General features: G+C 68.6%; 28 protein-coding genes. 16 read left to right on the top strand and 12 right to left on the bottom strand.

Annotation, left to right across the window (positions count from 1 at the left end; translation table 11 throughout):
- Position 1: 1 nt before the first annotated feature.
- Positions 2 to 760: a trehalose-phosphatase gene (gene otsB / locus AC1RKE_RS04410; protein ID WP_348683311.1), complete on the bottom strand. Its 759-nt coding sequence runs from the start codon at positions 758 to 760 to the stop codon at positions 2 to 4.
- A 167-nt stretch (positions 761 to 927) separates the two neighbouring features.
- On the opposite strand from otsB, the gene AC1RKE_RS04405 reads away from it, so the two are divergent.
- The 10 genes from AC1RKE_RS04405 (at position 928) to truA (ending at position 8,500) form a co-directional block, all read left to right on the top strand.
- Positions 928 to 1,920, top strand: coding sequence for a KpsF/GutQ family sugar-phosphate isomerase (locus AC1RKE_RS04405; protein ID WP_348683313.1), 993 nt, complete (start codon positions 928 to 930; stop codon positions 1,918 to 1,920).
- A 7-nt stretch (positions 1,921 to 1,927) separates the two neighbouring features.
- Positions 1,928 to 3,217 (top strand): glycosyltransferase family 4 protein, encoded by a 1,290-nt coding sequence (locus AC1RKE_RS04400; RefSeq protein WP_348683314.1) that lies wholly within the window; start codon positions 1,928 to 1,930, stop codon positions 3,215 to 3,217.
- 31 nt (positions 3,218 to 3,248) lie between these two features.
- Positions 3,249 to 4,421, top strand: a complete 1,173-nt coding sequence (locus tag AC1RKE_RS04395; protein WP_348683315.1) for a polysaccharide biosynthesis/export family protein — start codon at positions 3,249 to 3,251, stop codon at positions 4,419 to 4,421.
- 5 nt (positions 4,422 to 4,426) lie between these two features.
- Positions 4,427 to 5,089 (top strand): hypothetical protein, encoded by a 663-nt coding sequence (locus AC1RKE_RS04390; protein ID WP_348683316.1) that lies wholly within the window; start codon positions 4,427 to 4,429, stop codon positions 5,087 to 5,089.
- A gap of 113 nt (positions 5,090 to 5,202) precedes the next feature.
- Complete coding sequence (locus AC1RKE_RS04385) at positions 5,203 to 5,604, top strand: acyl-CoA thioesterase (RefSeq protein ID WP_395941870.1); 402 nt, start codon at positions 5,203 to 5,205, stop codon at positions 5,602 to 5,604.
- A gap of 68 nt (positions 5,605 to 5,672) precedes the next feature.
- Complete coding sequence (locus tag AC1RKE_RS04380) at positions 5,673 to 5,930, top strand: hypothetical protein (protein ID WP_228184917.1); 258 nt, start codon at positions 5,673 to 5,675, stop codon at positions 5,928 to 5,930.
- A 64-nt stretch (positions 5,931 to 5,994) separates the two neighbouring features.
- Positions 5,995 to 6,573: a peptide deformylase gene (gene def, locus AC1RKE_RS04375; RefSeq protein WP_348685457.1), complete on the top strand. Its 579-nt coding sequence runs from the start codon at positions 5,995 to 5,997 to the stop codon at positions 6,571 to 6,573.
- Positions 6,573 to 6,815 carry a hypothetical protein gene (locus tag AC1RKE_RS04370; RefSeq protein WP_183216513.1) on the top strand — a complete coding sequence of 81 codons (243 nt, stop codon included), beginning with the start codon at positions 6,573 to 6,575 and terminating at the stop codon, positions 6,813 to 6,815. Before def ends, AC1RKE_RS04370 begins: the two co-directional genes overlap by 1 nt.
- An 18-nt stretch (positions 6,816 to 6,833) precedes the next feature.
- Positions 6,834 to 7,757, top strand: coding sequence for a methionyl-tRNA formyltransferase (gene fmt / locus AC1RKE_RS04365; RefSeq protein WP_395941871.1), 924 nt, complete (start codon positions 6,834 to 6,836; stop codon positions 7,755 to 7,757).
- A complete protein-coding gene (truA, locus tag AC1RKE_RS04360) occupies positions 7,757 to 8,500 on the top strand; it encodes a tRNA pseudouridine(38-40) synthase TruA (protein ID WP_348685422.1) in 744 nt (247 codons plus the stop codon). The genes fmt and truA overlap by 1 nt, the downstream gene beginning before the upstream one ends.
- A 16-nt stretch (positions 8,501 to 8,516) precedes the next feature.
- On the opposite strand, the gene AC1RKE_RS04355 is transcribed toward truA, so the two are convergent.
- Both AC1RKE_RS04355 and AC1RKE_RS04350 read right to left on the bottom strand, forming a co-directional pair.
- Positions 8,517 to 9,560, bottom strand: coding sequence for an aspartate-semialdehyde dehydrogenase (locus AC1RKE_RS04355; RefSeq protein WP_395941872.1), 1,044 nt, complete (start codon positions 9,558 to 9,560; stop codon positions 8,517 to 8,519).
- Between the two features lie 210 nt (positions 9,561 to 9,770).
- Positions 9,771 to 10,709 (bottom strand): DMT family transporter, encoded by a 939-nt coding sequence (locus tag AC1RKE_RS04350; protein WP_054764317.1) that lies wholly within the window; start codon positions 10,707 to 10,709, stop codon positions 9,771 to 9,773.
- 135 nt (positions 10,710 to 10,844) lie between these two features.
- Here AC1RKE_RS04350 and AC1RKE_RS04345 point away from each other — a divergent pair, with 135 nt between their 5' ends.
- Entirely contained in the window at positions 10,845 to 11,210 is a 366-nt protein-coding gene (locus tag AC1RKE_RS04345; protein ID WP_182713730.1) for a hypothetical protein, read from the top strand.
- A gap of 31 nt (positions 11,211 to 11,241) precedes the next feature.
- On the opposite strand, the gene dapB is transcribed toward AC1RKE_RS04345, so the two are convergent.
- The 3 genes from dapB to dnaK all read right to left on the bottom strand — a co-directional run bounded on the left by dapB (position 11,242) and on the right by dnaK (position 15,259).
- On the bottom strand, positions 11,242 to 11,991 hold the full coding sequence (dapB, locus tag AC1RKE_RS04340) for a 4-hydroxy-tetrahydrodipicolinate reductase (protein WP_201463420.1): 750 nt from the start codon (positions 11,989 to 11,991) through the stop codon (positions 11,242 to 11,244).
- Entirely contained in the window at positions 11,988 to 13,187 is a 1,200-nt protein-coding gene (gene dnaJ / locus AC1RKE_RS04335) for a molecular chaperone DnaJ (protein ID WP_287396811.1), read from the bottom strand. The genes dapB and dnaJ overlap by 4 nt, the downstream gene beginning before the upstream one ends.
- A 173-nt stretch (positions 13,188 to 13,360) precedes the next feature.
- A complete protein-coding gene (gene dnaK / locus AC1RKE_RS04330; RefSeq protein ID WP_054764313.1) occupies positions 13,361 to 15,259 on the bottom strand; it encodes a molecular chaperone DnaK in 1,899 nt (632 codons plus the stop codon).
- A 236-nt stretch (positions 15,260 to 15,495) separates the two neighbouring features.
- Here dnaK and AC1RKE_RS04325 point away from each other — a divergent pair, with 236 nt between their 5' ends.
- Complete coding sequence (locus tag AC1RKE_RS04325; RefSeq protein WP_395941873.1) at positions 15,496 to 16,119, top strand: alpha-ketoglutarate-dependent dioxygenase AlkB; 624 nt, start codon at positions 15,496 to 15,498, stop codon at positions 16,117 to 16,119.
- Here AC1RKE_RS04325 and AC1RKE_RS04320 read toward each other — a convergent pair.
- Positions 16,106 to 16,915, bottom strand: coding sequence for a siderophore-interacting protein (locus AC1RKE_RS04320; protein WP_395941874.1), 810 nt, complete (start codon positions 16,913 to 16,915; stop codon positions 16,106 to 16,108). The two genes, AC1RKE_RS04325 and AC1RKE_RS04320, sit on opposite strands and share 14 nt — an antisense overlap.
- Complete coding sequence (locus tag AC1RKE_RS04315) at positions 16,912 to 17,550, bottom strand: PadR family transcriptional regulator (protein ID WP_191554726.1); 639 nt, start codon at positions 17,548 to 17,550, stop codon at positions 16,912 to 16,914. The genes AC1RKE_RS04320 and AC1RKE_RS04315 overlap by 4 nt, the downstream gene beginning before the upstream one ends.
- A 108-nt stretch (positions 17,551 to 17,658) precedes the next feature.
- Between AC1RKE_RS04315 and AC1RKE_RS04310 the strand changes: the two genes are divergently transcribed.
- Genes AC1RKE_RS04310 through AC1RKE_RS04295 form a run of 4 tightly spaced genes read left to right on the top strand, consistent with a single transcriptional unit; the run spans position 17,659 to position 20,059 of the window.
- Positions 17,659 to 18,408, top strand: a complete 750-nt coding sequence (locus AC1RKE_RS04310) for a dienelactone hydrolase family protein (protein ID WP_333895561.1) — start codon at positions 17,659 to 17,661, stop codon at positions 18,406 to 18,408.
- Positions 18,409 to 18,465: 57 nt separating this feature from the next.
- A complete protein-coding gene (locus AC1RKE_RS04305; protein WP_183216538.1) occupies positions 18,466 to 18,921 on the top strand; it encodes an Rrf2 family transcriptional regulator in 456 nt (151 codons plus the stop codon).
- Complete coding sequence (locus tag AC1RKE_RS04300; protein WP_228184930.1) at positions 18,922 to 19,872, top strand: NAD(P)/FAD-dependent oxidoreductase; 951 nt, start codon at positions 18,922 to 18,924, stop codon at positions 19,870 to 19,872. It begins immediately after the preceding gene.
- Between the two features lie 58 nt (positions 19,873 to 19,930).
- A complete protein-coding gene (locus AC1RKE_RS04295) occupies positions 19,931 to 20,059 on the top strand; it encodes a hypothetical protein (protein WP_260171187.1) in 129 nt (42 codons plus the stop codon).
- Position 20,060: 1 nt separating this feature from the next.
- Here AC1RKE_RS04295 and AC1RKE_RS04290 read toward each other — a convergent pair whose 3' ends face one another.
- The 4 genes from AC1RKE_RS04290 to murJ all read right to left on the bottom strand — a co-directional run bounded on the left by AC1RKE_RS04290 (position 20,061) and on the right by murJ (position 24,070).
- Positions 20,061 to 20,525 carry an OsmC family protein gene (locus AC1RKE_RS04290; RefSeq protein ID WP_191554723.1) on the bottom strand — a complete coding sequence of 155 codons (465 nt, stop codon included), beginning with the start codon at positions 20,523 to 20,525 and terminating at the stop codon, positions 20,061 to 20,063.
- A 14-nt stretch (positions 20,526 to 20,539) separates the two neighbouring features.
- Positions 20,540 to 21,235 carry a GNAT family N-acetyltransferase gene (locus tag AC1RKE_RS04285; RefSeq protein ID WP_348683964.1) on the bottom strand — a complete coding sequence of 232 codons (696 nt, stop codon included), beginning with the start codon at positions 21,233 to 21,235 and terminating at the stop codon, positions 20,540 to 20,542.
- 75 nt (positions 21,236 to 21,310) lie between these two features.
- Positions 21,311 to 22,351, bottom strand: coding sequence for a tryptophan--tRNA ligase (gene trpS, locus AC1RKE_RS04280; RefSeq protein WP_348683962.1), 1,041 nt, complete (start codon positions 22,349 to 22,351; stop codon positions 21,311 to 21,313).
- A gap of 123 nt (positions 22,352 to 22,474) precedes the next feature.
- Positions 22,475 to 24,070, bottom strand: a complete 1,596-nt coding sequence (gene murJ, locus AC1RKE_RS04275; protein ID WP_348683960.1) for a murein biosynthesis integral membrane protein MurJ — start codon at positions 24,068 to 24,070, stop codon at positions 22,475 to 22,477.
- Positions 24,071 to 24,074 lie beyond the last annotated feature (4 nt).

The following is a 24,074-nucleotide window of genomic DNA, read 5'->3' as shown; positions in this document are numbered from 1 at the left end:
TTCAGGCCCCCGCCACCGCTTCCAGCCAGGTCAGGACGTCGTTCACATCGTCGAGGCGATAGCGGGCCGCGGTTTCGCGCTCAGGCCCCACGAGCACGCCATAGCCGCCCAGGGTGGCGGCGGCCTCGAAACCATGTTCGTCGGTCAGGTCGTCGCCGAGCATGACGGGGGTCGCCCCCTTGAACGGCCCCTCCTGCATGAAGGCGGCGACGGCTGTGCCCTTGTCGGCGCCCGGCGTCTTCAATTCCAGCACCATATGGCCAGGCTGCAGCGTCAGGCCCGTCTCGGCCTGCAGCTGCCGGGCCAGTCGCTGCGCCGCCGCGCCCTGGTCAGGCGCCAGTCGATAATGCAGGCCTGCAGAGACTCCCTTGTCCTCGACGATCACCCCCTGCCGGTCAGCGGCGAAGGCGTGAAAGGCGTCCAAAGCCTTGGCGACAGCGGCGTCGGCCGTCGTCCTCTGGACCGGGCCGCCTTTCAGGCGACGCTCCAGTCCATGAACGCCCGAGGCGGACTCTAGGGCCCGGTCGGTGATCCGGTCGATCTCTCTTATGGTGCGGCCGCTGACCACGGCCACCCGGCCGTCGAGGCGATGCTGCACCGCCTTCAGCACGGCCGTGCGGCGGGCCACGGGACCGACCTCGTCCGGCGTCGGCGCCATGGGCGCAAGGACGCCGTCCAGGTCGAGGAACAGGGCGATTCCCTGGGCGACGACCGGCGGTCGGGGCAACAACAGATCGGCGGCTCCGGCGTGAGACGGCATAGGTATCTGACTCTTTACGGCTTCCCCAGGCCCTATAACGCGCCAAAGCGGCAAAGGTTGACCCGAAAGCGACAAAGTCGTCTGAAAGAGGCTGTGCGCGCCGCCGAGGGGACTGTCTGCGGCCGTGCGTTGAAACAAGGAGAGCCCGGCCGCGGGCCTGACGAAACATGACCGAGATCGCCCATTCTTCGTCCGAAGACATAGCCGCCATGACCGGCCGCGCTCGCGAGGTGATGCGGCTGAACATCGAGGCGCTGGAAGCGCTGGAGCGGACGATCGACGTCTCGATCGCCCGGGCGGTGGATGTGATCATGAGCCGTCCCGGCTATGTGGTCGTCACCGGCATCGGCAAGTCCGGCCATATCGGCGGCAAGATCGCCGCCACCCTGGCGTCCACCGGCACGAACGCCTTCTTCGTCCATCCGGCGGAGATGAGCCACGGCGACCTGGGCATGCTGCGACCGGATGTGACGGTCCTGGCCATCTCCAACTCGGGCGAGAGCCGCGAACTGCGCGATCCGCTGATCTTCTGCCAGCGCAACGGCATTCCGGTCATCGCCATCACCCAGCGCCCGACCAGCTTCCTGGGCCGCAACGCTGCGGTCTGCCTGACCATGCCCAAGGTGGCTGAGGCCTGTCCGAACGGCCTGGCGCCGACCACCTCGACCCTGATGACCCTGGCCCTGGGCGACGCCCTGGCCATGGTGCTGATGGACCGGCGCGGGTTCAGCGCCCTGGATTTCGGTCTGCACCACCCCGGCGGCGCCTTGGGCATGAGCCTGCAAAGCGTGCGGGAATGGATGGGCGACAATGCCGCGGCCCCGGCCAGCGTGCCGCTGAGCGCCAGCTTCAGCGAAGTGGTCTCAGCCATTACGGAAGGCCGAAAGGGGGCGGTCGCCGTCTTGAAGGCGGACGGCGCCTTGGCGGGGATCGTCACCGACGGTGACCTGCGTCGCGCCTTCCAGCGCGACATCACCGGCCTGACCGCCGCCGACATCATGGGGGCCAATCCGATCACGGTCGATCCGGACGCGCGGATGAGCGACGTCGTCGACCTGCTGACCGCGAACAAGATTTCCAATCTGTTTGTGGTGGAGGAGGGGCGGCCGACCGCCATCGTCCATATCGCGGAACTGATGCAGGCCGGCTACGTCGCCTGAGCCGCTGATGATGCGTATCCTCTATGACGCCAGCCGGCTGATGAGCCGGGCCGAACGTTCCGCCCCCACTGGCGTCGATCGCGTCTGTCTGGCCTATGCCGAATGGCTGCTGTCACGGCCCGACGTCCTCACCCTGCCGGTTCGCGGGCGCAAGAACCGCCTGGTCGCCGTCCAGCCCGAGTGGTTCCGGGACTTCGTGGTCGATCTGCGCGCGCGTTGGAGCGGGGCGGGCGTCGCCCCTGCCGACGTGGCGCATGAAGCCTTGTTGCTCGAGGCCCTGGCCGCCCCCGCCCGACCCGCTGAGTCTGTCATCAGTCCCCCGCCCCCGCCGGAGCGTGAGAAGCCGGCGGACAAGGGACGGGTGTTGAAACAGTTCTTCAAATCCCGTCACGTCGCGCCCCTGCCGGCCGCCGACCTCTATCTGAACGTGGGCCATACGACCCTGCATCAGGCCGACGCTCTGAGGGATCTGGAAGCGGCGGGTGTGGAACGGGTCGTTCTGATCCATGATCTGATCCCCATCACCCATCCGGAGTTCTGTCGGCCGGGCGACGGCGCCAAACACCACGCCCGAGTGACCCACGCCCTGCGTCACGCCAGTCGGGTGATCGTCAACTCGGCCTATACCCGCGACGAGTTGCGGGCCTTTGCGGCGCGAGAAGGTTTGCCGCAGCCGCCGGTCCATGTGGCGCACCTGGGCCTGGAACCGGCCTTCGTCGCCGGCGATGCGGTGGCGACCAGCCGTCCTTATTTCGTCCATGTGGGCACCATAGAGGCGCGCAAGAACCTGGCCCTGTTGCTGACCTTGTGGCGGCGGCTGGAGGAACGGCTGGGCGAACGCACCCCCTCCCTGGTCCTGGTCGGGCGCTACGGCTGGGAGAATGAGGCGGTGCTGGATCATCTGCAGCGCTCGCCCAATCTGCGGGGGATCGTTCACCAGGCGGCCAACCTGTCCGACGAGGTGCTGGCGCGCCTGATGCGGGGCGCGCGGGCGGTGCTGGCGCCGTCGTCGGTCGAGGGGTTCGACCTGCCTGCGGTCGAGGCGGTGGCCATGGGCCGCCCCCTGATCGCCTCCGACATTCCGCCGCACAGGGAACTGACGCCCCGAGCCGAGTTGATTGATCCCCTGGACGGGCTGGGCTGGCTGGCGGCGATCGAGCGGGCGACCATGACGTCTCCGCCCGCCCCCTCGGAGGCTCGCGCTGCGCCGTCGTGGGAAGCCCATTTCGACATCGTCGCTCGGGCGGTCGGCCTGGCGGCGGCCTCGCCTCTGGCGGGCGGTGCGAAAGGCGGGTAATCAACGCGCGAACAAGGGCCGATCCGTTTCCATGACTCGCACCATCCTGCCGCTTGCCATCGTCGCCATACTGAGCGGGTGCTCCACCCTGCCGCGCGACGGGCCCTCGGGCGCCTCCATCGACGCTGGGGCTTCTACGTCCCAGGCCCTGGGGAGCTACGCCCTGGTGCCCCTGACCTATGAGGTCACGGAGCGGATGAAGGCGGTGCCGCCTCAGTTTTTCGGCACCCTGGCCGCCGCCTCCAGCGAACAGCCGGTCGATGTGATCGGCGAGGGCGATACGCTGGCGATCTCGATCTATGATCCTTCAGGCGCCCTGTTTGGTGGCAGCCTGGGCGGTGGATCCACAACGGCTCGCAGCCTGCCCACCTTGTCTGGCGGTTCCCAGGCCCTTCCGGGCGTCACGGTCGATCGCAGCGGCTCGGTCTCCGTGCCCTTCGCCGGTCCGGTCCGCGTCGTCGGCCTGACCTCGACCCAGGCGGCGGCCGCGATCCGCCGCGCCCTGGTCGGCAAGGTCGCCAATCCCCAGGTTCTGGTGGGGATCTCCGGCAACGCCTCCAACACCGTCAACGTCCTGGGCGACGTTCGCCAGCCGGGGCGTGCGCCGCTGGGCGTCAACAGCGACCGGATTCTGGACGTCATCGCCGCCGCCGGCGGATCGGCCCGCCCGACTGACGATCTGACGATCAGCATCCAGCGCGGCGGGCAGACCTACACCGCCCCCCTGTCGGCCGTGACGACCGAGTTCAGCGAGAACGTGCGCCTGCAAAAGGGCGACGTGATCAACGTCCAGTACAAGCCGCGTCGGTTCTCCACCTTCGGCGCACTGAACGCCGTGACGCAGGTCGACATGCCCGCCGGACCCATGACCCTGACGGGCGCCATGTCCAAGGTCGGAGGGCTGAACACCGCCACCGCCAACGCCCGGCGCGTTCTGGTCTTCCGCTTCGAGCGACCGGAGGTGGCCCAGGCTCTGGGAATCAACCAGCCGGCCACGCCCAAGGGGGTGCCGGTGGTCTATCAGCTGGACTTCAACAACGCCGCCAACGTCTTCGCCGCCACCAATCTGGAGATCATGCCCGAGGACGTGATCTATGTGCCCCTGGCCGGCGCCGCAGAGGCGCGCAAGTTCTTCGAGTTCGTTCAGAGCGTGACCCGCGTCGTCTATGACGTGTCGGTGACCAGCGCGATCAACGTCGACTGACGCCCGTGCAGGCGTGGCGCGCCCTTCTGTCCCGGCTGACGGGGCGCGCCGCCGCCGTCGGGACTGGTACGGTCGATCCGGCCGTCGCCGCAGACCCCTTCGTCCGTCCTGCGGAAATCCCCTCGGGGGATCCCTCGCCTCTGGATCAGGCGCTGGATGAGATCGAGGCGGGCGCCCTGGAGGTCTACGCCGGCGCCGGCCTCCCGACCCGCCCCGGCCATTATCGTCGGGCGCCGAACCAGACCGTCTGGGATTTCGTCGCTGCGAATCTGACGCCTCAGGTGCGATTCGCCCTGGCCTTGGAGCATCCGCCGGAGACGGGTTGGCGCTTCGCCCGGCTTCAGGATCTGGGCGCGCGATCCGATCGTCCCGACCTGCGCGCGGCGTCACGGTTGCTGAACGAGATCGCCGATCTGCGCCTCGCGCGGAGGGGTGTTCTGACCGAAGATCATCTGCTGGTCGCCATGGAACTCGGCGGGGCCTGGCGGGCGTTGAGGGACGCCAAGGCCGCGCCTGCGTCGGCGGCCCCACGCGCACCCAAGCCCCGCAAGACGCCCCGCAAGCCTTCGGCCAAACCCTCGACCGAACCGGCAGCCATGCCCCCTAGGAAGCGCCGGTCCAAGGCCGCCTCCGCTGCAACGGCGGATAAGCCCGCCAAGCCGGGCTGAGGCGGGCGGCCCGTTTCTGCAGGCGGCGTAACTCGCAACAATATTGCCGGCTCTGTTTTGTATCGCGCAAACTTGATCTAAGAGCGAGCTGTCCTCGAACGCCAGAGCCTCCCATGTCCGACGCGCCCCAGTTCCCCCCCGAAACCCAGCCGGTCGGCCGGATCATCGCCATGCCGGCCGACACCAACCCCGAAGGCGACATCTTCGGCGGCTGGTTGCTGGCCCAGATGGACGTGGCGGGGGCGACCCCCGCTTTCGAAATGGCCCAGGGCCGCTGCGCCACCGTGGCTCTGGACGGCATGGTGTTTCATCAGCCCGTCTCCGTCGGCGACGAGGTCAGCATCTACGCCAAGGTCATCGGCACGGGCCGCACCTCGATCCGCATCCATGTCGAGGCCTGGAAGCGGTCGCGCGGTCAGCCGCTGGCTACGTCTGTGCGCGTGACCCAGGGCGTCTTCACCTATGTGGCCATCGACCAGAACCGCAAGCCGCGCCCCCTGCCGGGCAAGGAATAGAGCCGCAGGCCGCCCGCCAGGCCTCGACTCCGTCTCCGGCTTCAGATTAGTTTCGACCGGGGGACGTCATGATCATCATCGCTGCCTATGTCGCCGGTCTGTTTCTGATCCTGCGCGAAGCCATCCCTTGGATTCGCGCGGTCTCCACCGGCGAAATCCAGACGCGCGGCCATAGGCGTCAGACGATCCGCCGCGCTGAGGACCCTCAAAGGTTCGCAGCCCTGGCCAAGAGCCGTTTTAAGGCCATGGGTCTGGGCGCCGTCGTCCTGGCCTGCGCGGTCGGCTGGACGGTGTGGGGGGTCTTGAGCGTCATCCTGCGCGCTTGAGGGGGCTGGCCCCTCCGACGGCGGAAATCTTGACCTGTCGCCGGGTCGCGCCTACGTCCCGACCATGGCCATCCGACGTATCCTCACCATCGACAACGCCGCCGACCTGGCGATCCTGAAACAGGTGTCCCAACCGGTCGCCGCTGTCGATGACGCCGTGCGCGCCCTGATGGACGACATGCTGGAGACCATGTACGCGGCGCCCGGCATCGGCCTGGCCGCCGTTCAGGTCGGCGCCCTGGACCGGGTCATCGTCATGGATCTGGGCGATCGCGACGGCGCCGTGTGCGAAACGGAAGAGGAAGACACGCCGGAGGCCGCCGAGGCGCGCCGGAACCCGCGCTTCTTCGCCAATCCGGAGATCCTGTGGGCGTCGGACGAACTCTACACCTATGAAGAGGGCTGCCTGTCCATCCCCGAGTATTTCGACAAGGTGGAACGCCCGGCCCGCGTCCGCATTCGCTATCTGAACCGTGACGGTCAGTCGGTGGAGGAAGAGGCTTCGGGCCTCTACGCCGTCTGCATCCAGCACGAGATGGACCATCTTAACGGCGTGCTCTTCATCGACCACCTGTCGCGGCTGAAGCGGGAACGCGCCGTGACCAAGGTCAAGAAGGCCGCCAAGGACAGGATCGCCGCCTGATGACAAAGCGCAGCCCTCGCCCCATCCGCCGCGGCCAGTCCCTGGTGATCGACACCCAAGGGCGCCGTCGCCTGACCCGCAGCCAGAAGATCGGCGTCGCCGGGGTTGCGACCCTGGCGGGCGTGGCCCTGCTGGGCGTGGTGGCGGGCCTGCTGCTGGACCGGCTGCTCGATTTCGACGACGCTCTGGACGCGGGCGGCGAATGGGACGAGGGCGGCGGCGTCTTCACTCGCTGGCAGTAAACCTCTAAAGGCGTGCCCATGCGCCTTGCCTTCATGGGAACTCCCGATTTCGCCGTGCCGTCCCTGGCCGAGCTTCTCGCCTCGGGCCACGAGATCGTCGCCGTCTATTCGCAGCCGCCGCGCCCCAGGGGCCGGGGCCAGAAGCTGACGCCGTCGCCGGTTCACGCCTTCGCCGAAACCATGGGCCTGCCGGTCTTCACGCCTGAAAGCATGAAGTCGCCCGAGGCCGTCGCCGACTTCCAGAGCCTGGACCTCGACGCCGCCTGCGTCGTCGCCTACGGCCAGATCCTCAACGCTGAGGTGCTGGCCGCGCCCCGGCTGGGATGCCTGAACCTGCACGGCTCGCTGCTGCCCCGCTGGCGCGGCGCGGCGCCGATCCAGAGGGCCATCATGGCCGGCGACGCCGAGACCGGGGTCCAGATCATGCAGATGAGCCTGGGCCTGGACGAAGGGCCGATCCTGCTCAGCGAAATCATGGACATCCGGCCCGACGACACGGCCGCCAGCCTGTCCGAGCGCATGGCCCATGTCGGCGCCGCCCTGTGGCCCCGCGCCCTGGCCGCCATCGAGCGCGGCGGCGTCACCCCGACCGAACAGGTCGGCGAGCCGACCTATGCGAAGAAGATCACCCCCGCCGAGGCCCGGATCGACTGGACCCGTCCGGCGGCCGAGGTCGACGCCCATATCCGCGGCCTGTCGCCCTTCCCCGGCGCCTGGTTCGAGGCCCCCTCAGACGCTGGTCCGGTTCGGATCAAGGCCCTGCTGTCGGCCGTCGCCGACGGTTCTGGCGCGCCCGGCGCGGCGCTGGACGAGGCCCTGACCGTGGCCTGCGGAACCGGCGCGGTGCGGCTGATCCGGGTTCAGCGCGAGGGCAAGGCGGCGCAATCGGCCGATGAGATGCTGCGCGGCTTTGCCCTGCCGGTCGGGACCGTGCTCGGCTGATGCCGCGCTACAAGCTGATCCTCGAATACGACGGCACGGCCTACAACGGCTTTCAGGCTCAGGAAGACCAGCCGACGGTGCAGGGCGCGGTCGAGGCCGCCATACTGGCCTTTTCAGGCGAGCGGGTGCGGATCGCCGCCGCCGGCCGCACCGACACCGGCGTCCATGCGACGGCCCAGGTCATCCACGCCGATCTGGAGCGCGACTGGCCGGTCGATACGGTGCTGAACGCCGTCAACGCCCATCTTATCAAACAGGACGTCTGCGTCCTGTCGGCCGAATACGCGCCCGATCCCGACTGGCACGCCCGCTTCTCCGCCACCGGCCGGGGCTATCTGTACCGGATCCTGAACCGCCGGCCTCAACCCGTTTTGGAGCGCGACCGCGTCTGGCACGTCAAGAAGAGCCTGGACGCCGAGGCCATGCACCATGCGGCCCAGGTCCTGGTCGGCCTGCACGACTTCACCACCTTCCGCGACGTGGGCTGCCAGTCCAAGTCGCCGGTCAAGACCCTGGACGTGGCCCGCGTCAGCCGGTTCGGCGAGGAGGTGCATCTGGTCTTCCAGGCCCGCAGCTTCCTGCACCGCCAGGTCCGGTCGATGGCCGGGACCCTGGTCGAGGTGGGCCTGGGCCGCTGGACCGCCCATGACGTCAAGGCGGCGCTGGAGGCGAAGGACCGCGCCCGGTGCGGCCCCGTCGCCCCCTCGGCGGGGCTCTATCTCAGCGGCGTGCGCTACGACTGAACCCCGCCTAGACCGGTCAGCCGCGCTGCTGAACCAGCACCTCGGCGATCTGAACCGCGTTCAGGGCCGCGCCCTTCCTCAGATTGTCGTTCGAGACGAATAGGGCGAGGCCGTGCTCGACCGTCGGGTCGGGACGCACCCGACCGACGAAGACTGGGTCCTGGCCTGCGGCCTCCAGCGGGTTCGGCACGGCCGTGACCACCACGCCCGGCGCTTGAGCCAGCAAGTCCAGCGCCGTCTCGACCGACATCGCGCGCTCGAACTCGGCGTTGATCGACAGGGAGTGGCCGGTGAAGACCGGCACCCGGACGCAGGTGCCCGAGACCGGCAGGCCGGGAATGTCCAGGATCTTGCGGCTCTCGTCCCGCAGCTTCAGCTCCTCGTCGGTATAGCCGTCCTCGCCCAGCTTGTAGTTCAGGGCCACGACGTTGGCGGCGATCGGCACGATCCACTTTTCAGGCGCGCCGAAGTCCACGGCCCCGCCGTCGCGGGCCAGGGCCGCGCCCTGCCCCACGGTGGCCCGCGACTGGTCCTCCAGCACGCGAATGCCCTCGATCCCGCCGCCCGAGACGGCCTGATAGGTCGAGACGGTCAGGCGCTTCAGCCCCGCCGCGTCATGCAGGGGCTTCAGCACCGGCATGGCGGCCATGGTGGTGCAGTTGGGGTTGGCGATGATCCCCTTGGGCAGGTCAGCCAGGGCGTGGGGGTTCACCTCGGCGACCACCAGCGGCACCTGGGGGTCGCTGCGCCAGGCGGACGAGTTGTCGATCACCACCGCCCCAGCGGCCGCCACCTTGGGCGCCAGAGCCTTGGAGGTATCCCCGCCGGCCGAGAAGAAGACGATGTCCAGCCCGGCGTAGTCCGCCGTCGCCGCATCCTCGACCACAATGTCGGTCTCGCCGAAGCGGATGGTCTTGCCCGCCGACCGGGCCGAGGCGAACAGGCGTAGCGAGGCCAGGGGGAAGTTCCGCTCGGCCAGCAGGCCGCGCATCATCTCGCCGACGAGGCCGGTGGCGCCGACGATGCCCACATGGGGCGGATTGGACGGGGAAAAGGACATTCATGCGTCTCCTGGAGGGATGGAGGCGCGGGGTTCAGCCGGATCGACCGCCCCGCGCATCGGCGGGGCTTGGGATCGGGGTTCGGCGCTTCAGACCTCGCGCATACCCGAAACCGCCCCGCCGAAGCCGGTGGTTTTCAGGGTAATCGCTTTGGTCATGGAGGCGGTCACGGCCAAGCTCTCTAGGGCCGAAACTGCGATGTGTAAACCTCAGACGGGCGGGGCGGTCGTCTGCAACAGGGCCTGGCGGCGGCGGACCCGTTCACGCCAAGCCGTATAGAGGCCGCTGGCGGCGATCAGGGCGGCGCCGGCCAGGGTGTCGGCGGTCGGGGTGGTCTTCATCAGCCAAGCGCCGAAGGCGACCGCGCCGAGGATCTGCAGATAGTCGAACGGGGCTACGACGGCGACGGGCGCCTTTTGCAGGGAGGCGGTCATCAACAGCTGGGCGACGCCGCCCGCCACGCCCGACCCGGCCAGGAGGGCGAAGGTCGTCAGGGCGTGCATCCGGCCGACGAAGGGCAGAAGCAGGGCGCCGACGATGGACGAGCAGACGAAGAACCAAAAGACGATCGCCGCCACATGTTCGGTGTCGCGCAGCTGCCGCAGGGTGATCGTGACCGCCGCCGTCAGAAGGGCGGCGGCCAGGCCGAAGCCGACGCCGGCCAAAGGCAAGGGGGCTGAGTTCGCCCCGGAAACAAGCGACAGGGGGCGGGTGACGATCAGCACTCCAATGAATCCGACCGCTACCGCCGCCCAGCGCCGGGGGCCGACCGCCTCCTTCAGAATGAGGAAGGACAGGATGGTGGCGAAGATCGGGGCGGTGAAGCTGATGGTCGTGGCCTCGGCCAGCGGCAGAAGCGTCAGGGTCTGGAAGACGCACAGGATGGAGGCGACGCCCAGGGCGCTGCGGCCCAGATGCGCCAGGGGGCGGCGCGTGGCCAGGCCCGCCAGGCCGCCCGGCTGGGTCAGCACCCAGATCAACACCACCGGCAGGCCGAAGAAGGCGCGGTAGAACAGCATCTCCGGCGCGGTGACCCCGTCCAGGGAGGCCAGTTTCAGAACCGCCGCCATGATGGAAAAGGCGCCCGCCGCGGCGATTCGAAGGGCGATGCCCCTCGCAATGTCTTCGCTTCCGGTCGTCTTGCTCATGCCGCTCCTGTCGGACGAACCCATAGGCCTTCCCGTCGCCGCCGCCCACCCCGGCGGAGCGATTTCCATCCGGCCGCGTTAAGCCTCCGGATCGGCAAGCTTCGCTGCAACATCGACAGGGTTCGGAGGCGCTCTATGGAAAATCTGCTGGATCAGATCGGTCAATTTCTGAACGGCCTCTTGGGCCTGGCCAGCGCCGGTTTCGACGGCGTCAATCAGGTCATGGGTTTGATCATCGCCGTGATCGCCGCCCTGATGATGGTCGACTGGCGATCCTTGGGATCGACGGCCCTGGGGGCGACCCTGGTTCATCTGATCGTCCTGGCCGTCCTGCCCGTCCTGAACGGCGGCGACTTCGCCCTGCCGGCCATCCTGACGGCGGGGTTTTGGCTGACGGGCCTGGCCCTGTTCCTGGGCTACGCCATCGTCATCGCCGTCTTCTTCTTCATCAAGACCTTGCTGACGGGCGCGGCCTTCGGGCGCCGCAGGGTGCTGCACTGAGTTCAGCGGGCTCGGGCGGCCGGGCGCGGATTCAAGCCTGCCGGAAGCCCAGCACGTCCTGCATATCGTAAAGGCCGGGTCGGCGGGTGCGGACCCAGGCGGCCGCCGCGACGGCCCCCTTGGCGAACAGCGACCGGTCGATGGCCGAATGGCTGAGGGTCAGGACCTCGTCTTCCGAGGCGAACAGCACCGTATGTTCGCCGATGATGCCGCCGCCCCGGATCGAGGAGAAGCCGATCTTGCCGGTCTCGCGCTCGCCCTGGACGCCGTCATAGGGTTTGGAGCGGATCTCGGCCAGATCCGTGAAGCGGCCCTCGGCGGCGGCCTCGCCCAGCATCAGGGCGGTGCCGGAGGGAGAATCCACCTTGCGGCGGTGGTGGGCCTCGGTGATCTCGATGTCCCAGTCCTGGGCGTCCAGACGCTGGGCCGCATGCTGGACCAGGCCGATCAGGATGTTCACGCCCAGGGAGAAGTTGCCGCTCTTGACGATGGCGATCTTCTCGGCGGCCTTCATCAGCTCGGCCTCTTGGGCCGGGGTGAAGCCGGTGGAGCCGATGACCAGGGCCGGACCGCCGCGCTCGGCCGCAGACTGGGCGAGGGCGACCGAGGCGTCGGGCGTCGAAAAGTCGATGATGACGTCGCACAGAGAGATGTCGGCCGTCTCGCCCCAGTCGAACCGGGCGGCGACGACCACGTCCTCGCGCGCATCCAGAACCTGTGACACCGCGCGGCCCATCCGGCCGCGATAGCCGGAAATGCCGGCGTGGAAGATTGCGCTCAAGCCGCGTTCTCTTTCGACCCGTCCGCATCCTGGCTGCCCAGGATGTCGGCCCAGAAGCGCTTCGCCTTGCCGGCGAAGCTGGAATTCCGGGGGTTCTGCGCCTCGCCGAAGGACAGGGCAAGCTCTTGCAGCAATTCCTTCTGACGGGGGGTCAGGTCGGTGGGGGTCTCGACGAACAGTTCGACGACCAGATCGCCGCGCGTGCGGCCGTTCAGATGGGGCATGCCCTTGCCCTTGATCCGCACGGTCTTGCCGGTCTGGGCGCCGGCGGGCACCTGGACGGCGGCCTTGCACTTGCCGTCGCAGGCGTCGGAGACCAGGCAGGGGGCGTCGATCTCGCCGCCCAGGGCCGCCACCGTCATCGGCACGGGCACGGTGACCAGCAGGTCGAGGTTGTCGCGCTCGAACAGGTCGTGCGGCGTCACCGACAGGAAGACGTACAGGTCGCCGCGCGGGCCGCCGCGCTGGCCGGCGTCGCCCTCGCCGGTCAGGCGGATGCGCGAACCGTCGTCGACGCCGGCGGGGATCTTCAGGTTTAGGGTGCGAGTCTTCCGCACCTGGCCGTGCCCGTGGCAGGTCGTGCAGGGGTCGGCGATCATCTGGCCCGCGCCGTGGCAACGGGGGCAGGTCCGCTCGACCTGGAAGAAGCCGTTGGCCTGGCGCACGCGGCCGGCGCCGTTGCAGGTGGTGCAGGTGACGGGCTTGGTGCCCGGCTTGGCCCCCGAACCCTCGCAGGTCTCGCAGGTCAGGGTGGCGGGCACGTCGATCTGGACTTCGGCCCCGCGATAGGCCTGCTCCAGCGAAATCTCCAGGTCGTAGCGCAGGTCCGAACCGCGGCGCGGTCCGCCCTGCTGGCCCCGGCCCTGGCGGCCGCCGAAAGCGTCCCCGAAGGCGTCGCCGAAGACCTGGGAGAAGATGTCGTTCAGATCGGAGAAGCCCTGGCCCTGACCGAAGGGATTGCCGCCCCCGCCGCCGTTGACCCCGGCGTGGCCGAACCGGTCATAGGCCGCCCGCTTCTGGTCGTCGGACAGAACCGTATAGGCCTCGGAAATCTCCTTGAACTTGGCCATGGACTCTTCCGAGCCGCCGTTCCGGTCCGGGTGATGGATCATCGCCAGCTTGCGATAGGCCGATTTCAGGCCGGCGGCGTCGATCGTCCGCTCGACGCCCAGAATTTCGTAATAGTCACGCGCCATCGGGCGTCAGTCCTCATTACTTCCCCTGCCGCCCGGCCCGAACCTCTGCGGGCTCTGGAAAAGGCGGTGTCCCGGCTGACATGGGGGCCGGAACGCTTGATGCAAGTTTCATGAAAAGACCCCGCCTATCGCAAGACAAGCGGGGCCGTATCATTTCAGCGACCTGTTGCGGATCAGGCGCTCTTCTTCTCGTCGGTGTCCGAGACGTCCTCGAACTCCGCATCCACCACGCCGTCGTCAGCCGGCTGGCCTTCGGCGGGCGTGCCTTGTTGGGCGGCGTACATGGCTTCGCCCAGCTTCATCGAGGCCTGGACCAGGGTGTTGGTCTTGGCGCGGATGTCCTCGGCGTCCGTACCCTCGCGGGCGGTCTTCAGATCGGCCAGAGCGGTCTCGATCGCGGTCTTGACGTCGGCCTCGACCTTGTCGCCGTGGTCGGCCAGGGCCTTTTCGGTCGAGTGGATCAGGCTGTCGGCGGCGTTCTGGGCCTCGACCAGGTCCTTGCGGGCCTTGTCGGCGGCGGCGTTGGCCTCGGCTTCCTTGACCATCTTCTCGATGTCGGCGTCCGACAGGCCGCCGTTGGCCTGGATGCGGATCGACTGTTCCTTGTTGGTCGCCTTGTCCTTCGCCGAGACGTTGACGATGCCGTTGGCGTCGATGTCGAAGGCGACCTCGATCTGCGGCATGCCGCGCGGCGCCGGGGGGATGCCCATCAGGTCGAACTGACCCAGGAGCTTGTTGTCCGCCGCCATCGGCCGCTCGCCCTGGAAGACCCGGATCGTCACGGCCGACTGGTTGTCGTCGGCGGTCGAGAAGGTCTGGCTCTTCTTGGTCGGGATGGTGGTGTTGCGCTCGATCAGGGGCGTGAAGACGCCGCCCAGGGTCTCGATGCCCAGGGTCAGGGGCGTCACGTCCAGCAGCAGCACGTCCTTGACGTCGCCTTGCAGCACCCCGGCCTGAACCGCGGCGCCCAGGGCCACGACTTCATCGGGGTTCACCCCCTTGTGCGGCTCCTTGCCGAAGAAGGCCTTCACGGCCTCCTGAACCTTGGGCATGCGGGTCATGCCGCCGACCAGGACGACCTCGTCGATGTCCGACGCCTTCAGGCCGGCGTCGGCCAGGGCCTTCTTGCACGGCTCGATGGTGCGGGCGACCAGGTCGTCGACCAGGGCCTCCAGCTTGGCGCGCGACAGCTTGATGTTCAGGTGCAGCGGGCCCGAGGCGTTCATGGTGATGAACGGCAGATTGACCTCGTACTGGGTGGTCGAGGACAGTTCCTTCTTGGCCTTCTCGGCCTCTTCCTTCAGGCGCTGCAGGGCCAGCTTGTCCTGGCGCAGGTCGACGCCCTGCTCCTTCTTGAACTCGTCGGCCAGATAGTCGACCAGGCGCAGGTCGAAGTCCTCGCCGCCCAGGAAGGTGTCGCCGTTGGTCGACTTCACCTCAAAGACGCCGTCGCCGATCTCCAGGATGGAGACGTCGAAGGTGCCGCCGCCCAGGTCATAGACCGCGATCTTCTGGCCGTCGTTCTTCTCCAGGCCATAGGCCAGGGCGGCCGCAGTCGGCTCGTTGATGATGCGCAGGACTTCCAGACCGGCGATCTTGCCGGCGTCCTTGGTGGCTTGGCGCTGGCTGTCGTTGAAATAGGCCGGGACGGTGATGACGGCCTGGGTCACCTTCTCGCCCAGATAGGCCTCGGCGGCCTCCTTCATCTTGGTCAGGGTGAAGGCCGAAATCTGCTGGGGCGAATAGTCCTTGCCGTGCGCACGCACCCAGGCGTCGCCGTTCGGACCCTTGACGATCTCATAGGGCACCATGCCCTTGTCCTTCGCCACGACGGGATCGTCGAAGTTGCGGCCGATCAGGCGCTTGATGGCGAAGAAGGTGTTGGCCGGGTTGGTGACGGCCTGACGCTTGGCCGGCTGACCCACCAGGGTCTCGCCGCCGTCCTGAAGGGCGACCACCGAGGGGGTGGTGCGGGCGCCTTCGGCGTTCTCGATGACCTTGGGGTTCTTGCCGTCCATGACGGCCACGCAGGAGTTGGTGGTGCCGAGGTCGATGCCGATAATCTTGGCCATGGGCGTACTGTTCTCTCCGTATCGGCGGGCGATGCGGCGGCCTTGGATGAAGCGCCGCGCGTGACCGCCCCCTGTGGGTTGGCGTGATGGTGCCGGATAGCCCCAGGTTTCGCGGGGTTTCTCCGAAGCTGGCCCCGATATGGGAAAGTCCCCTAGGCCTGCAAGGGCGTTCTGCGATTCAGCGATGCGCCGGCCCCGGTTTTCCCGCAGGATGAGGCCATGTCCCCGGTTTCAGCATGATTTCAGAGGTCCAAACCGCCGTTCAAGGCTTCCGCCTGTGGCCCGGCGCCCTGGACGGTCCGGCCCAGGCCGATCTGGTCGATGCGGTGTTCGCGCGTCTGGAGGCTGCGCCCCTTTATCGGCCGATCACCCCTGGCGGGCGGCCGTTTTCGGTGCAGATGAGCAATTTCGGGCCGCTGGGCTGGGTCTCGGACCGCAGCGGCTATCGCTATCAGCCGACGCACCCGCAGACCGGGCGGGCCTGGCCGGATATTCCGCCGGTGCTGCTCGACTTGTGGCGGGCGACCGTCGGCGGGCCTCAGCAGCCGGACGCCTGTCTGGTCAATCTGTACCGCGAGGGGGCGAAGATGGGCCTGCACCAGGACAGGGACGAGGCGGACCTGACGGCTCCGGTTCTTTCGGTGTCGCTGGGCGAGGCGGCCCTGTTCCGTATCGGGGCGGTCGAGGGCGGTCGCACTGCGACGCTGCGGCTGGACAGCGGCGACGTCTGCGCCCTGACCGGGCCGGCGCGACTGGCCCGGCACGGGGTCGACCGCGTCCTGGCGGGCTCGTCGCGCCTGATCCCGGGCGGGGGACGGCTGAATCTGACCCTGCGCGTGGCGGGGATCAGTCCTCGATGACCTCGTGGGCGCCGGCGCCGCCCAGGCGCCAGTAGCCGGCGGCCTTCATCGACTTGGCCGAAAAGCCGAGCGTCAGCACACGTGTGCGCAGGGCCTTGGTTACGGCGGATTCGGCGGCGATCCAGACATAGGCGTCCGTGCGATCCACCTCGGTCACGGCCCGATCCGCCGCCGTCAGCAAGGCGTCGGAGCGGCCTCGGGGCGCGCCGTCGCGGATCGCCCAGGTGACGGCGACATCTGCGGCGCTTTCGAAGGTCCAGGTCGACTCCACATCCGCAACCTCGACCACCACATGGGCGCGCGCGCCGGCGGGCAGTTCCTCCAGACGGCGGGCGATGGCCGGAAGGGCGGTCTCGTCGCCGATCAGCACATGATCGGCATAGGCGGTGGGGACGATGAAGGAGCCGCGCGGCCCGCCGACGCCCAGGAGCGAGCCGGTCTTCGCCGCCATGGCCCATTCGGTCGCCGGACCGCCGTGGCCGGTGACGAAGTCCAGGGTCAGGCGACGGGCGGCGGCGTCATAGGCGCGGGGGGTGTAGTCGCGCATCACCGGGCGCGGCTCGGCGAAGACTGGACCGTCCGGCCCGAGCGTCGGCAGGACCGGCGCCTGACCCTCGGCGACCGGGAAGATCTTCACATGGTCGTCGAAGCCCAGGGAGACGAAGCCGTCCAGATCCGCGCCTTCCAGCACGATGCGGCGATAGGTCGGCGTCAGATCCTCGATCAAGGCGACGGTCAGGGTGCGGAACTTCAACTCGTGCCGCACGCGACGCGGGATGCGCAAGAGCCCGGTCATGCCCGTTCCACCTTGTCGGCGGCCTCGTTCAGTATGGCGGCGATGGTCTGAATCTGGGCCTCGGTCAGGGCGGTCTCGCCCGTCAGACGGCCGTGAATCGTGTGGCGCAGGCGGCCGATGGCGTCCTGGATGGCGGTCGGCCTGAGGGCGCGGGCGGCGAACTTGTCCATCGTGGCCTCGGCGGCGCGCAGGATCGCCTCGTTCTCGGCCAGCAGGGCGCGCCCGGCCTCGGTGATCGAATAGAGTTTCTTGCCGCCCTGGGCCTCGGAGTCCAGCGCGCCCATTTCCTCCAGTAGGGTCAGGCTGGGATAGATGACGCCGGGGCTGGGCGAATAGGCGCCGCCCAGTTTCGTCTCGACCGCCTTGATCAACTCATAGCCGTGGCTGGGCTTTTCCGCGATCAGCGACAGCAGAACCCAGCGCAGGGTTCCATGATCGAACAGGCGGCCGCCGCCGTGGCGTCCGGGCCCATGGCCGCGCCCTCGCCCTTCGCCGCCCCAGCCCGGACCGAAGCCCGCGCCGCGTCCGCCGCGCATGCCTCGCCCCAACCCCATTCCGAAGCCGTGGCCGAAGCCGTGACGGCCGTGTTTTTCGCCGCATCCGTTGCGGCCGTAGAACATCCCCGTGGTCCTCATCATCGCTTCCTTTTCGATATATCTATTCATGAGTTTTCAGATATATCGAAATATCGAAATCCGCAAGGGGGGCTGGTTTTCGGCGCGCCGCTGCGGCGTATGTCCAGGATGGACGATCTGAAACGCCGCTGGGCCCGCCTCGAACCCCACCTGACCGTCGTCGGGCCCGACGACGACCGGCCCCGCCCAGCGGTCCTGCTGTTCCACGGCTGCGGCGGTCTGCGCAGCCATCTGCCCCGCTATGCGGAGGCGGCGAAGGCGGCCGGCTGGCGGGCCTTCATCGTCGATTCCTATGGGCCGCGCGGATGGGGCCGGGCCTTCACCCTGACGGCGGTCTGCACCGGCCTGGCCTTCCGGGGATACGAGCGGGCCGGCGACGTCCTGGCGGCGATCCAGGGGATTTCGGCCCGACCGGACGTGGACGCGACCCGGCTGGCCCTAGCCGGCTGGAGCCACGGCGGCTGGTCGATCATGGAGATGATGAGCGCCGGCCCTGCGCCCAACACCCTGGGCGTGGCCGATCCCGGCGCGGCCGACCTGTCGGGTGTTCGCGCCGTCTGGCTGGCCTATCCCTATATCGGGCCCTTCGCCTTCAACCGGATGAAGCCCTGGCGGCATTGCCCCCGGGTGCTGGCCGTCACCTGCAAACGCGACCATCTGACCACGGTGCGCAACGCCGAACTGGTCAACGCCATGATCCGCAACTGCGGCGCCGAGGTCGAGAGCTGGGTCGCCGCCGGCACCCACGCCTTCGACGAACCGACCAACAACGGCCCGATGCGCCACGACCCGGACCTGACCGAGGAATCCCTGCGCCGCTTCCGCGCCTTTCTGACCGACGTCGCGCCGCACGTCTGAAAAATACCCCCAGCTCCCGTCTTGACGTCGGGCCCCTCACGTAACAATTGAAGTTACATGAAAAGGGACTCCCGCCTCTCCAACATTCTCCACGCCCTGCTGCACATGGCCGAGTACGAGGCGAGGACCGGCGCGTCCATGACGTCGGATCAGCTGGCTGTCTGCCTGTCGACCCATCCAGTCGTGGTGCGCCGGACCATGGCGGGTCTGCGCGAACAGGGGCTGGTGGTCTCGGAAAAGGGGCGTGGTGGCGGCTGGCGGCTGGCCCGGCCCCTGGATCAGGTCACCCTTGGCCAGGTCAATACGGCCCTGGGCGAGCCCGGTCTGTTTCCCGAAACCCCGCCGGTCGAGGCCGACGGTTGTCTGGTCGAGGCGGCGGTCAACGACGCCCTGGCCGAGACCTACGCCGAGGCCCGCGCCCTGCTGGTCGCACGGCTGAACGAGATCACCCTGGCCGATCTGGCGGCGGACTTCGCGCGCCGAATGGCCGACCACCCAAAAAGGATCTGCTGAATGCCCATCTCAACCTCCATCGTCCCGAGTGAGCCCATGCCGCACGAAGCCCTGATCCTGGGCGGCTCCTACGCCGGCCTGTCCGCCGCCCAGCAACTGGTCCGCGCCCGTCGTCGGGTGCTGGTCATTGACGACGGAAAGCCGCGCAACAGGTTCGCCGCGCGCGCCCATGGGTTTTTGAGCCAGGACGGCAGGCCGGGGGCCGAGATCGCCGCCGCCGCTCGGGCCCAGGTCGCCGCCTATCCTACCGCAGCCTTTCGCATGGCCGAGGCGGTCGAGGTCGAGCGGATCGACGGCGGCTTTTCGGTCGTCTTCGCCGACGGGACGCGGACCACCGGCCGCCGTCTGCTGCTGTCGCACGGGGTCGAGGACGTGCTGCCGGACATTCCGGGCGTCAAGGAACGCTGGGGCCGGACGGCGCTCCACTGTCCCTGGTGCCACGGCTATGAGATCGGCGGCGGCTCGATCGGGGTGCTGGGGCGCGGCGACCATGCGGTCCAGTACGCCGCCACCGTGGCGGAGTGGGGCCAGGTCACCCTGTTCATGGGGCTGGAGGTCGGACTGTCGCCCGAGGACGCCCATCTGCTGTACCGGCGCGGCGTGACCATCGAGACCACGCCCATAGAGCGGCTGGAGGGGGACGCCCCCACCCTGACGGGCGCGCGCCTGGCCGACGGGCGGTTTGTGGCGTTAAAGGCCCTCTTCGTCGGCGCCCAGATCCAGGTCGGCAATCCTTTCGCCGAGCGCCTGGGGTGCGAAATGACCGACACGCCCATGGGCCGGGTGATCAAGGTGGACGGGATGCAGCAGACGACCCAGCCGGGCGTCTTCGCCGCCGGCGACCTGGCGCGGGCCGCGTCCAACATCACCCTGGCGACCTCGGACGGCATGATCGCCGGCCACGCCCTGTTCCGCTCGCTGGTGGAGGAGGAGACGCAGCGCGCGGCCTGATTGGCGCGGCGACAACATGTCGCCTTCCGCGCGAGTCTGATCAGGCTAGGTTGTGCGCATGCAAGTTTCCGCCAAGACATCCATCGCGCTCAAAGGGCTGCTCGTTCTGGGCGGCCTTGTTGCGCTCGTCGGGGCGGTCGGCATTCTCGGCGCGCCGGTCTTCATGGCAATGGCGCTGAACGGCTAGGTCAGCCGATCGTCGCGATCGTCGTGATCGTCGCGCGTACGGAGTGGGCCATTTCGCAATGGTCGTGGGCCTGGTGGTGCAAGGCGTCCAACTCGTCCTGCGTCGGCACGCGACCCGTGAAACTGGTGCATGGGTTCAAGGTCACTTCGGCGATATAGCCGCGCCCTTGGTCGTTCTTGCCCATCTTGCCGAAAGCCTCGTCGACATAGGTGTCGACCACCAGGCCGGCGTTGGCGGCGAAGGCCAGGAACCACAGCATGTGGCAGCTGGACAGGGAGGCGATCATCGCCTCTTCGGGATCGACGGCGGAAGGATCGGACATCGGCAGGGGCACGCTGGCCGGCGCCGAGGACCCCGGCACGACCGCCCCGCCGTCAAAGGTCCAGGAATGGGCGCGGCTGTAACGCTTGTCCAGGAAGGGCTGATCGCCGCGGCTCCAGGCGACCTTCGCCTCATAAACCCCCATGGTGATCTCCTCCTTCAGTCGGCCAGGATCGTATAGACCATCGGCGCCCGAACCTCGAAGCCCAGAGACTGGTAAAAGGCGATGGTCGCCGGATGGTCGGCGAAGGCGTGCAGGAAGGCCGCCTCGCCCGAGGCGAGGATCTCGCCGACCACCGCCCGCGACAGGGCGGCCGCATAGCCCTGGCCGCGATGGTCGGGGTGGGTGCAGACCCCGCTCAGTTCGGTGAAGCCGTCCACGCGCAGCCGCCGACCCGCCATGGCGACCAGTTCGCCGTCGCGCCTGATCCCGACGAAGGGGCCCAGTTCGCGCGTTCTCGAACGGAAGGGGCCGGGCCGGGTCAGGGTCGCCAGGGCCAGCATGGCCGGGGCGTCGGCCGCAGTCAGGGTCTCGAAGGCGATGGTCGGGGCCTTGGACGGGGTCAGGGCTCCGGCGGTCATCTGCACCAGGTTGATGCGGCGAGCCACGGCGATCCCGTCCGGCAGGACGTCGGCCATAGGTCCGTCGGCGCGCTCGACCAGGCCCGCGCCTGGATGGAGTCGCGCCAGTTCGCTCAGCCGGGCGCGGCTCTGGGGCGAGGCGTCGGCGGCGGACAGAAAGACCCCCACCTCGGGGTCGATCCGCACGGCGCGCGTATCGGACTCCGGCGTCGCGAAGGACGACAGACGGGTGGTCAGGGCGTTCCAGACGGCGCGATCGAGGGGATGGCTCATGGCGGGGCTTCTAGTCCCGGAGACGCGGCGGCGGAACCGGTCGCCGCAACGCCGCGTCCGGAAACCGCCGGCCGCCTAAGCCCGCCAGAAGCCGACGATTTTCTTGACCTCTTCCACCACCGGATCGGCGATTTCGGCGGCGCGCTCGGCCCCGGCCTTCAGCACCCGGTCGATCTCTACGGGATCGTCCATCAGCCGGCGCATCTCGGCCGTGACCGGCGCCAGGGCCGAGACGGCGAGGTCCGCAAGAGCCGGCTTGAAGGCGCCGAAGCCCTGGCCGCCGAACTGTTCGATCACCTGTTCGCGCGTCAGCCCGGCCAGGGCGGCGTAGATGGCCACCAGGTTCTTGGCCTCCGGCCGGTCGTTCAGACCGTCCAGGGTTTCCGGCAGGGGCTCCGGGTCGGTCTTGGCCTTGCGGATCTTGGCGGCGATCGTGTCGGCGTCGTCGGTCAGATTGATGCGGCTGTTGTCGGACGGGTCCGACTTGGACATCTTGGCCGCCCCGTCGCGCAGGCTCATGACCCGGGTCGCCGGTCCCTGGATCACCGGATCGGGCAGGGGGAAGAAGCCGGGCGCGCCGAAGTCGTTGTTGAACTTGGCGGCGATGTCGCGGGTCAGTTCCAGATGCTGTTTCTGGTCCTCGCCGACCGGCACTTCCGTGGCCTTGTACAGCAGGATGTCTGCGGCCTGGAGCACGGGATAGGTATAGAGGCCGACCGAGGCCCGCTCCTTGTGCTTGCCCGACTTCTCCTTGAACTGGGTCATCCGGTCCAGCCAGCCCAGGCGGGCGACGCAGTTGAACATCCAGGCCAGTTCGGCATGGGCGCGCACGGCCGATTGCGGGAAGATGATCGACCGGGCCGGGTCCAGACCCGAGGCCAGATAGGCGGCGGCGATCTCGCGCGTCTGGGCCGCCAGCTTGTCGGGCTCCTGCCAGACGGTGATGGCGTGCAGGTCTGCGACGAAGACGAAGACCGGCGCGCCCTGGTCCTGCAGTTCGACGAACCGCTTCAGGGCGCCCAGATAGTTGCCCAGGTGCAGGGCGCCGGAGGCCTGGATGCCGGACAGGATACGGCGCGGGCCGGTGTAGAGGGCCGGAGGGGTTTGATCGGTCATGGGGTCGGGTCTCGGAAAGTCGGAATCAGGCGTGACGAAGGGGGCGGCGGTTCAGCCGCGCCATCGCCAGGTGGAGATCAGGCCCGAAAGGATCATGGCTCGCGCTTATCGCCTCGAAGAGGTTCAGTCCAGACCGGAGGCGGCCGAACCGCCGGGCTCGCGGCGCAGGGTCGCCTTCAGCTCCGCCACGGTGACGGCGCGGAAGGCCAGAAGACAGACGCCATAGACGCCCGCGCCCAGGCCGCAGACCACCAGCACGGCGATCTCCTTGGCCAGAAACAAACGGCTGAGCAGTCCGTAGTTGATCCCCGCCAGCAGCAGCAGGCCGGCCATGACCGCGCTGGCGGCCAGGACGCGCGAGAGCCGGGAAACGAAGGCCGGCGACGGCCGCCAGCTGTTCTCGCGAACCAGAACCCCGGCCAACAGGCCGACATTGATCCAGGCCGAGACGCTGGTGGCGATCGCCAGGCCCAGCACCCCGTCCCAGCCCTGGGCGCTGAACCAGAAGAACAGGCCCGAGCCTAGGACGACGGTGATGACCACGCTGACCACCGCGAAGATCATCGGCCGGCGCGTGTCCTGGCGCGCGAAGAAGGGCGGGGTCAGAACCTTGGCCAGGACGAAGGCCGGCACGCCCCAGGCGAATTGGCGCAGCACATCGGCGGTTCGGGCGGCGTCGGCGCTGGTGAAGGCGCCGCGCGTCACCGTGGCGTCGATGATGAAGAAGGGGATGACGAACAGGGCCACGGCGGCCGGCAGGGTGAAGGCCATGGCCAGGTTGATCCCGTCATCCAGCGTCTTCTGCCCGCCCACGTGATCCCCGGAGACGAAGGCCTTGGTCAGGCGCGGCACCAAAGCGAGGCCGATGGCGACCCCGACCAGACCTAGGGGAAGCTGGTACAGCCGGTCGGCGTTATAGAGCACCGACCGCGCGCCTTCGTCCGATCCGGTCAGGAACTGCGACACCAGGGAGTTGATCTGCAGGGCGCCTCCCGCCAGGGCGCCGGGCACGGCCAGAGCCAGGGTGTGGCGGACATTGGGCGTGATCCGGGGCAGGCCGATCCTGAGTCGCACGCCCAGCCGCCGCACGCCCCACCACAAGAGGCCCGTCTGAATGACGCCTGACACCGTCACCGCAGCCGTCACCATCAGCAGCACGGTCTCCTGCGGGATCGGCAGGAACATCGGCGGCAGCAGGGCGGCCAGGGTGCACAGGTTCAGAAACACCGGTACGGCGGCCGACAGCGCAAACCGTCCGCCGGTGTTCAACACCCCTGACAGCAGCGAGGCCGCGGTCATACAGGCCAGATAGGGCATGGCCAGCTGGGTCGCGATCACAGCGGCGCGCAGCACCTCGGGTCGACCCTGATAGGCCGACAGCAGCCAGGGCATGATCCAGGGCATCACGACCTGAAGCAGGATGCAGAAGCCGGCGACCACCGCCAGCATGAAGCTGAGCGCCTCGGATGCGGTGACGGCGGCGGCCTCTTCGCCCTCGCGCGCCCGGACCCCGCCGTAGACGGGGACAAAGGCCTGGGCGAAGGCGCCCTCGGCGAACAGGCGGCGGAACATGTTGGGCAGCATCAAGGCCGTGGTGAAGGCGTCCATCATCGGCCCCTGGCCGAAGCGCGCCGCCAGCGCCATGTCGCGGACAAATCCCAGAATTCGACTGCCCAGGGTCAGGCTGGACTGAACCAGGGTGTTGCGGGCGAGGCTCATGCGG

This window comes from Brevundimonas sp. GW822-FHT03E11, from assembly GCF_058801445.1.
Note: the sequence above shows the minus strand (reverse complement) of the source record. Positions and strands in the feature narration are given on the sequence as shown.